Genomic DNA, 8,889 nt, shown 5'->3' on the forward strand with positions numbered 1-8,889 from the left:
AACTGGGTGTCCACCAAAATGTAGCAAGTTCACTACTATTATTAGTAATAAGTTTCTCACTAAACGCATGTAACGATCCTCAAGATGCTAATGAAGAAAATTTCACCAAAGCTATAAACAATTATTTAAAAAATGATCCGGTTACTATTTCTGTGAACTCATTGGGTTTAGAGGGTGATTTTCCTCAGTTTATAGGGTACGAAACTTCAAGTTATAAGAGGCATTCAGATCAACTATCTAAACTTAAAGAAGCAGGTATTATTCAGGCCGAGGAAACAGTAGGTAAAAAAGAGCTTATGTTTGGGAGCACTAAAGAAATGTCAGGCTTAAAGCTTGAATTAACTCCAAAAGGGGAAAAGTTATTTAGCTTAAAGGGAGGAGGATTTATTACGCGGTCTTATTTTAAAGTTGCCGATGTAGAAGTTGATAAAATACTCAACTTTACGATGCCTGAAGAAAGTCCAATAGGTCCTAAATCTGTTACAGTAAAGTTTAGGCCAAAGTTAAAAAATGTAGAACCTTGGGCCAGTGAAGTACAAAGTCTTAGTAGGTATAAAGGTGATAGAAAAGAAAGGCTCATTCTTACTAAAAAAGGGTGGGTTCATCACAGCCAACTCTGATGATAGTACAAGAAGATATTTCTGTAGTGAGAGAAAACGTTTTCACTACTTCTTGAACTTTTGGAATTATTCAATCTTAACTTTTTGATAAATCAACCGATAAAAATTTATTAATTAATAATTTAAACTACTACAATATTCTTTCATGAAGATCTTAAAAGTTATTCCATTTATTCTTTTAATTAGTTGTGCCACTTTTCCTTCTGTGACCCACACAATTGAAACTGATCAGAAAATTGAGGATAGAGCTCGTATTCTTGAAGCCGCTGTAGAGGTAGGCAAATCGATGGATTTTCCAGAAGTTACTGAGTTTAATCCTGAGAATGGAATTGTACAGTTTGGTGCTTTTGGTACTTCAGTTGTAGGTATCACGGCACAAGTAAGAATAAAAACTGACAATAAAAATATTGACGTTACAGTAAACCGAGGAAATGCCTATATACCCAAGGGCGTAGAGGAAACTGCAAATAAATTCAAAAGTAGATTTCAAGAAAAAATTTCGAAAATGTAACTCAGGTAAGGAATGAGTCTGAGGCAGTCATATTTGACTGCCTTTTTTATTTTATATGCTGGATGGTTTATTTATAGAATTAATGGTTGCCATTCAAAGCTACACTTCATCAGCACTCGATACCCAATCGTAATCGATACCAATTTCTTCAAAGTGCTTCTTACCGAACTGGATTTTAGCCCATTCAGAAGGACGAAGCTGGCTTTTATCCGTTGAGCCTTTGGTCTCTTTTACCAAATAAACTTTCTCCTTCTCCCCATACATTGCCTTCTTTACGATAGCCCAGTCCGGGTTATATTTTCCGATAGGCGTATCAACCTTAAATTTGCGAGGAAGCTTAACAAATAGCTTAATGTCTTTACGTTCATTTAACTGCTCAGCAAATCTTCGTTCGACTTGGGAATCAATTTCTACATAATTATAAATCGACTTGTGGTCTTGCACCTTTACCAAATTATCAAGGTAGCTGACCAATTCTTCCTCCTTAAATAGGTGCATTTCATAAATTTGACCATCGATTTGTTCATATTTAACGCCATCTAACATCATGTCTTTTAGCGTAGCATTAATAGTAGATGCTACCTCATCCATAAATTTTTGCGGATTATTTCTAAACTCAACTAATCTATCAGATTTCTTTAGAATTCTGACAAGCGTTGATCGAGTTAATTCAGTCTGGCGTTGCAGGTAAGCGATGATATCGGGTAGATAACGGGCTGTCTCCACTTCATCCATGCGCTGACCTACAATGGTAGATTCAATGCCGGAGTGCGTAATATCTTGTTCCGTCTTGTAAGTATGAATCTTAACTTTTTCAATCTTAGGCAGTTTCTTGATTTCTTCTACTGCTTTATCAATGAGCTTTTGGGAATCATAAGAAACCCGATATCTGGTTTTGGTATTTATTTTATCCCAAAGCTCACGGAAATCATCACTCACATAAACTTGCTTATCTAATTTAAGCTCACGCCGATCCCGTTTCTTTTTAACCTGGTTGTTAAAGTCATACTTACGGATAGCATCGATAATTTCAGCTTCAAATTCTTGATGTTCATCCTCAAGATCGAGCGTGAAATCTTCTTTTTCAGGGCTGAATGTAGATAGAATAGCCCCTTCTTCAGATAAATATCCGTTTTCTTGTAGTTGCTTCCATATTTTTTCGGATTCGTCGGCTCCAAGCTTAACTGTTTTCTCATCCTTGGTACGAGATAAGCCTATAAACTCCGATTTTGGAACCATACCGAAAGTAATACCGGCATCTTCTTCATATTCATTTTGAAGCTGGGTAGCAAAATCATCATAGCTTTCATTAGCTACAATGGTTACACGGTTTATACGATCATCAAAAACACGTTCACCTTCTTGATTAACGGGTATCCGTAAACCTCGGCCAATTTCCTGGCGCTTTTTCATTTCAGATTTGGATTCGTTAAGCGTACAAATCTGGAATACATTAGGATTATCCCAGCCTTCTCGAAGGGCTGAGTGGCTAAATATAAATCGAAGAGGTTCATCGAGCGACAATAATCGCTCTTTGTCTTTCATAATTAGATTGTAAGCGTCTTCATCGGCACTTACTGATCGGTTTTCCCATGAATCTTTAATCTTTCCATCTTTATCTTGGGCAAAATATCCATCATGGACCTGGTCAACAGAATAGGGGATGACATCTTTGTAATAAGGCTGTTCTGTTAATTTTTTGTACTCTTCTTCAAACCAACGCTGAATTTTACCGGGATGGGGAATTCCATCTTCATCATAGTCTCTATAGTTAGCAACGCTGTCAATAAAGAAAAGAGATAACACCTTAAGTCCCTTATCTTTGATCTTCTTTTCCTTTTCCAGATGTTCTTCAATAGTTGTACGGATCTGATAACGCATAACCTCATCAGTCAATCCTCCCTGGGAATCCCCAATACCAAAACGTTTTCCATTACTGAATTCAACAAATTCACTACCTTCGCGGACATTTATTTCAGCTACTTTATAACCATTCTGGTATGCGGTGCGCTGGTTGGATTTGTCGAAGAGATCATCTCCATGCGTGACTGTTGTGTTTCCTTCGGTTGGACCATCTTCAGTATCCTTATGGATAGTCAGATATGCTTTAAGCGTGCCGTTTTGGTTCTTGATGTTTCGAACTTTTATATAAGCTGCGTGGTAACTATCTTCTGCAACTACTGAAGCAACCTCTATCTTTTTTACTAATCCCAACTCATAAGCTTTAATCGGGTCAAGCTTATACATCAGATTATACATATTACGATGGGTGGCGGAATAGCGAAATGTACAGAGAGGATCTAAGCTTCTGATTGCATTTTTCGAGGCTTCCTGCTCCATGTTTTGTGGTTCATCCATAATAACCATTGGATTGGTGTTCTGGATGAAGTCAATAGGCTGGCGGCCACTTAGCCGGTCCATTTCTTTAAACATCACATTGGTATCCTTGTTAAAGGAGTCAATGTTAATGACCATTATTTGCAGCTCATTGCTACTTGCAAATTGACGAACCTCATTGATGCCAGCTGGGGAAGAGTCATACATAAAGTAGTTATAAGCCGGATTATTATAGAGCTTAGCAAAATGCTCTTTCATCATATCCAGACTTTTTATGGTGCCTTCCCGAATGGCCACGCTAGGTACTACAATAATGAATTTCTTAAATCCATATTTTTGATGGAGTTCAAAAATAGTCCGTAGATAGACGTAAGTCTTACCCGTACCGGTTTCCATTTCAATAGTAAAATTCTTCCCGTCTAAAAAGTCCTTTCCTTGTAACTCAGGAACCGGATGAATTTTATTGCGTTCTTGAATCGTTTGAACGTTCTCTAACAATTTATCATCAGAGATGAGCAAGTTATTACCTATTCCCAATTCATTTTGCTCAATAAATCCAACCTGTTCGTTCAGACTTACTTCATATTCACTCTGACCTAAAGGTTGTCCGTCAAAAATATCAACAATGGATTGAATCGCTTTTTGCTGATATTCAAGATTGGGATCAAACTTAAACTTCATAAGGAAGGAATAGCTTTTTGTAGATGATTATTCAGTCTCTCTGGATGCGAGCAACTGTTTCGGATCAACCAGAGGCATAATAGCTTCAGAAAGAATGTTACCCTCAGCTTTTGTAGCAAAAGCTCCTCGGGTTGTAGAGTATGAAATACTTAGAAGTGTAGTTATAACTTGATCAGGTATGGTAATTGTACCATCCTCATTAAAAAGTGTTTCTGAATCTTCTAAGTAAAAAACAGAACGGGTAACTATTTCTCCTAATACAATAGGATCTTGTTTGCCATATTGGCCTGTTGCTTTGATATCGATCCAAAATTGGTTGTTATCAGGATTGCCACCAGTTCTAAATTGGATGTTATACCCAATTCGATCTTTTCTGATATTCTTTTCAGGCTTTTCGAAGGAATAAGATAACACTTCGAAGCTTTCAAGCCCAAAGCTTATAGGATTACTTTGTTCTGTACTCATAAAATTAACTGTAAGAGGGTACTAAGTTTTCTTCATCAATTTGACCAACATTAACTTCACTTATCTCATTCTTAGCAGGGTTTGCACTTCTTTTAATTTGCCAAGAACCTCCACACGAAACAACTGATACCACAGTTTCCCTTGCCTGAAATTTTGCTTCACGCTTCGTTGAGAAACTGGCAAATCCTTTTTGACTCATATGTTTCTCATGGAAAGATGGAGTTACAATAATATCTTCATCCAAGGCTTGTTCAAGCTTAACCAATGTTTTTAAAGTTGGATTTCCTTCTCCTCGCATGATTTCAGAAAGCTGAGATTCGCCAATATCCGCTTCTTGGGCTAATTCTTTCTGTGTTAATCCCTGCTGTTGCAAGTAGCGGCTAATTTGTGAAGAAATCTCCATTTGCTTATCGATCAATCGTGCATTGGGAGATTCGAGTTGTTTAAACTCTTCGCGAATTTGTTTTGTCTTTTGCTTGTCCATTGTTTCCCTCGTTTAAAATTCTTCTGCGTTGAAAGTGGTTACACCGGTTATTTTTCCGTCATAATCTACACCAAAACGACCTTCATCGAAGGCTTGTTCGATGCATTGATTAACCCAGCGCATAGCATATTCTGACTCTTTTAGATGTTCATCATCCTGGGTTTTTGCTACCTTCTTTACGCCACCGTTGCCAAAGATGACCATTTCTCGACTCCAGTACACGCAGTACCACCGGAGATTCTCACGCCGTACATAATAGGCTCTCACCATATCATGTTGACGGCCTTCGTGCTTAAAGAACTGTTGCTGAGCTCCAAATTTTTCGAGCATGTTAAAGAAATAGTGCTTGAGGTCTTTAAAAGCCCGATTTTGTTTGACCTGTTCATTATTTAAAAATTTATCTCCTTCAGTTAATTCTTCTCCGTCAAATAAGACGGTATAAAATGTTGCCTTTCGGCCACTGAAAAATTCAACTAACTCAAATGAACGATTCACTTATAATACTATTTTTCGTCACGATTGTGACAGTTCTTAAATGTAGTTATTTCCTACAACGTTCCCAAAACCATTTTATACCGTTCTGAAGGCTATATCGTGGGATTTAAAGAGTTGCACGGCATTGGTTTTCAGCGCATCTGCTTGTTCGCCACTAAAACTTTTATCCAGGCATACTACACGATTTGGTTCCATTTCTGCCATTTGATCCAAAATTTCAAAAGTAAGATCATCATCCAGATAAATGAGTAAGGCGTCATCATGAATACTATAAATGGTTTTACCATCTAACTCTTTTTCTTCGATAGAAGTAGTTAGGGGATAGCCGGATTTGAGGATAAGTTCATATAGGATACTTTCTTGTTCTGCTTCAGGGGATATATGATCAGCAAAGACATCTAACTGTTCTTCCAAATCACCGGGGTCAATATCAACTTCTGGAGAATCCCATACTTTGAAATTAGATTTGTCAAGCTTGAATACTTTAAAGCCTAAGTCATGACTTTGAGACTCCTGATTTGAAGGTTCAAGCTCAAGTTCTGTTTGACTTTCTTCTAAGTCTAATTCCCCTTGACTAATCTTATTTCCAACTCTTCTAATTCGCTCTTTACCAATCTCAGAAATAGTATTAAATCCTTCTTTATATGGTATACTATCTTCTTCACATTTTTCAGGTAATTGTACGAGGATATATTTTATAGAAGTGTTTTCCTCCGTATTCTTTCGTAAGATAGCTTCCGCCATTGAACAAGAGCCAGAGAAAAAGTCAAGCACAATATCATCATCACTTGCACCTATCTGTAGCAATCTTTTCAGTGTTCCAACAGGTTTGGGTCTTGGGAAAATCTCTTTTCTAAACCCAAGATTAATAAACTGTTCACTACCTCTTTCACTATTAACATTTTTGAAAGTCCAAGAAGTTGTAGGTGTTACTGTATCTCTATCCTTTAAATAATCTTTTTCAAAAACTCCCCAAATCTCTCGATTTGGCATAAAACGAGCAATTAATTCATCAATTCTTTCTGATGCTGTGTCATAACCCCATCTCCATCGACCCTCTCTACCATCTTCTCTCAATGGTATTATTTCACGAAAACCTTTTAATTCCTTCTTTTCTTTTGAAATTATTAATTCTTCTTCTTGTTCATCATAATAGAAATAGTAAAACATGTCCGGTCGGTCTTCTCTCAGATCAGCATCACCAGTTTTTCGTAAATCAATCTCCCTATATTTAAAACCGTTTTCGTCAACTTTATTATATCATTTTGTAATTTTCTCCCCTGGTTCAAATCCCTTTAAATCCACCTTTGTAACATTTTTTGCAAATGCTAATATATATTCATGAGCAGTGGCAAAATGTTTGTCATCAGATCTTCCTTTGGGATTGTTGATATTTGCAATTGTTGCTAAGTGATTTTCTTCACCAAATATTTCTTCACATATTTTCACTAAGTTATTTACTTCATGATCATCAATTGAAATAAATATAACCCCATCTTTTTGCAGTAAGTTTTTTGCCAAAAAAAGCCGGGGATACATCATATTTAACCACTTTGAATGGAATCGCCCCTCCGTTTCTTTATTAGACGTCTGCCAATTACCTTCTCCATCTTTTTGACCGGTATATTCCAAGTAGGTATTTAGGTTCTCACCATAATCATCAGGGTAAATAAACTCATTACCGGTATTGTAAGGGGGATCGATATAGATCATTTTCACCTTCCCAAAGTAGCTCTTCTGAAGAAGCTTAAGCACTTCTAGGTTGTCTCCTTCAATAAAGAGGTTTTCGGTATTATCAAAGTTTACCGACTCTTCACGGTTAGGTTTTAACGTGGCTATACTGGGTTGCTGGATAATTTTCATGCACTCTGCTTTACCTGGCCACTGTAAGCCAAAACGTTCTCTGCCTTTTTCTGGCACCCATTCACCGAGGACACGTTTTAAATGATCAAAATCAATTTTATCCTCTCTGAATACTTCAGGGAATAGTTGTTTTAACTTCCGTTTCTTATCCTCAGTTACGTCCATCGATGTTAAATCGAGCTTTTCAGGTTGTTCGGGCATATATTAACTTTCTATTTCTTTTAAATCTTTAGCTAATTCAATAAATAGATCTAAGTCTTGCTTTATTTCATTTGGTCGAGGCGTTGAAAGCCTAGCAAATACTGAATCATGATGAACAAAACGCGAACATTTAGACCATGAGTCCTTTACTTTTTGTAAACTTGCTTCAGAGATATCCATGGATTGTATTCGGCTAATATGGATCATGTGATCAAATCTATTTATGACACCTTTAAATAAAACTTCTTCAACCAACTTTTCCCAACCTTTTCTAAGCCTCTGATAAAATGAATCAACGTGGTATCGATATTTATCAGTATCAACTTTTTCAAACATACCATCCAAGTTTTCAAAGTCCTTTTTTAGGACACTTAACCATGACTCACTAATTGGCTTTGCTTCCCATGGTAGATTATCCTCTACTACTCCAGCGTACTGACTTGTTCTTTTTACATAATAAGTCTTGTTTGGTATTGACCTTTTTGAAACTTGATGCAATAAAAGGTGAAGAAAAAACATGTCATGAGTAAATACTATAACTTGCCTTTCTTCACATAAGTCTCCTATTAACTCGGCAACATATTCACACCGGAAACTATCTAGTGAAGAAATAGGATCATCAAAAACTAACGTGCCATTATGATCTGCATGGCTAATTTCAGATAAAAAATAAGCTAAAGATGCGGAATTTTGTTCGCCCTCGCTTAATATATCTTCTGGAGGCAAATCATGTTCATTCATTAAGTTCATTTCACTTTTTGTTTCCCCAGATCTTGCTTTTCCTTTTACCTCAAAAGGTAAATGTGCTACTCTGAAAATTCTTAAGTAATCTTTTAATTCATCTTCAATTTCATTAGCAATAACACCTCCAAGTTTTCTGACTTTGTCGCTGATAGGTTTTGATTTTAGCTTTTCACATGCCTTTTTAAAGAGTTTAATCTTGCGTTGTTTCTGAATAATGGCTTGGATAGTGTGAAACTTTCTTCCCAACTTTTTCTTAGCCGATAATTTGTTGATCTTTTTTCTAAGCTTATCCCTTTCTTTTTGTTCTTTGAGATTTTTATAAGACTTAATTTGCTCATGATATTCCTGAGCTAACTTATTTAACTTGTCCTTTACAGCAAGTTCGATAGGGGCAACTTCGCCTTTCCATTCTTCATCTTTTAGTAATTTAATAATCTTATCTTTGCGTGAACTTAGTGAACTTGCTACATTTTGGTGGACACCCAGTT

At 36.5% G+C, this 8,889-nt stretch carries 9 protein-coding genes; 2 read left to right on the plus strand and 7 right to left on the minus strand.

The window, feature by feature from the left end:
• The coding region (locus G3569_RS17700) for a hypothetical protein (RefSeq protein WP_165271421.1) at positions 1 to 620 on the plus strand (620 nt) is incomplete at its 5' end.
• A 145-nt stretch (positions 621 to 765) separates the two neighbouring features.
• A complete protein-coding gene (locus G3569_RS17705) occupies positions 766 to 1,131 on the plus strand; it encodes a hypothetical protein (protein WP_165271422.1) in 366 nt (121 codons plus the stop codon).
• Positions 1,132 to 1,230: 99 nt separating this feature from the next.
• Here G3569_RS17705 and G3569_RS17710 read toward each other — a convergent pair whose 3' ends face one another.
• From G3569_RS17710 to G3569_RS17740, 7 genes are all read right to left on the minus strand, one after another.
• A complete protein-coding gene (locus G3569_RS17710; protein ID WP_165271423.1) occupies positions 1,231 to 4,149 on the minus strand; it encodes a restriction endonuclease in 2,919 nt (972 codons plus the stop codon).
• A gap of 27 nt (positions 4,150 to 4,176) precedes the next feature.
• Complete coding sequence (locus G3569_RS17715; RefSeq protein WP_165271424.1) at positions 4,177 to 4,614, minus strand: hypothetical protein; 438 nt, start codon at positions 4,612 to 4,614, stop codon at positions 4,177 to 4,179.
• 4 nt (positions 4,615 to 4,618) lie between these two features.
• On the minus strand, positions 4,619 to 5,098 hold the full coding sequence (locus G3569_RS17720) for a helix-turn-helix domain-containing protein (protein ID WP_165271425.1): 480 nt from the start codon (positions 5,096 to 5,098) through the stop codon (positions 4,619 to 4,621).
• 12 nt (positions 5,099 to 5,110) lie between these two features.
• Positions 5,111 to 5,593: a hypothetical protein gene (locus G3569_RS17725; RefSeq protein WP_165271426.1), complete on the minus strand. Its 483-nt coding sequence runs from the start codon at positions 5,591 to 5,593 to the stop codon at positions 5,111 to 5,113.
• Positions 5,594 to 5,668: 75 nt separating this feature from the next.
• A complete protein-coding gene (locus tag G3569_RS17730; RefSeq protein WP_165271427.1) occupies positions 5,669 to 6,763 on the minus strand; it encodes a DNA methyltransferase in 1,095 nt (364 codons plus the stop codon).
• 90 nt (positions 6,764 to 6,853) lie between these two features.
• Positions 6,854 to 7,657: a site-specific DNA-methyltransferase gene (locus G3569_RS17735; RefSeq protein ID WP_165271428.1), complete on the minus strand. Its 804-nt coding sequence runs from the start codon at positions 7,655 to 7,657 to the stop codon at positions 6,854 to 6,856.
• Positions 7,658 to 7,660: 3 nt separating this feature from the next.
• A partial coding sequence (locus G3569_RS17740) for an AAA family ATPase (RefSeq protein WP_165271429.1) occupies positions 7,661 to 8,889 on the minus strand: 1,229 nt, incomplete at its 5' end.

The organism is Fodinibius halophilus, from assembly GCF_011059105.1.
Lineage (GTDB): Bacteria > Bacteroidota > Rhodothermia > Balneolales > Balneolaceae > Fodinibius > Fodinibius halophilus.

What these genes read in the sequence shown, in the direction of transcription:
- G3569_RS17735 (WP_165271428.1), bottom strand. Translation starts at nt 7,657, where the DNA reads ATGCCCGAACAACCTGAAAAGCTCGATTTAACATCGATGGACGTAACT.
- G3569_RS17710 (WP_165271423.1), bottom strand. Translation starts at nt 4,149, where the DNA reads ATGAAGTTTAAGTTTGATCCCAATCTTGAATATCAGCAAAAAGCGATT.
- G3569_RS17715 (WP_165271424.1), bottom strand. Translation starts at nt 4,614, where the DNA reads ATGAGTACAGAACAAAGTAATCCTATAAGCTTTGGGCTTGAAAGCTTC.
- G3569_RS17730 (WP_165271427.1), bottom strand. Translation starts at nt 6,763, where the DNA reads ATGTTTTACTATTTCTATTATGATGAACAAGAAGAAGAATTAATAATT.
- G3569_RS17705 (WP_165271422.1), top strand. Translation starts at nt 766, where the DNA reads ATGAAGATCTTAAAAGTTATTCCATTTATTCTTTTAATTAGTTGTGCC.
- G3569_RS17720 (WP_165271425.1), bottom strand. Translation starts at nt 5,098, where the DNA reads ATGGACAAGCAAAAGACAAAACAAATTCGCGAAGAGTTTAAACAACTC.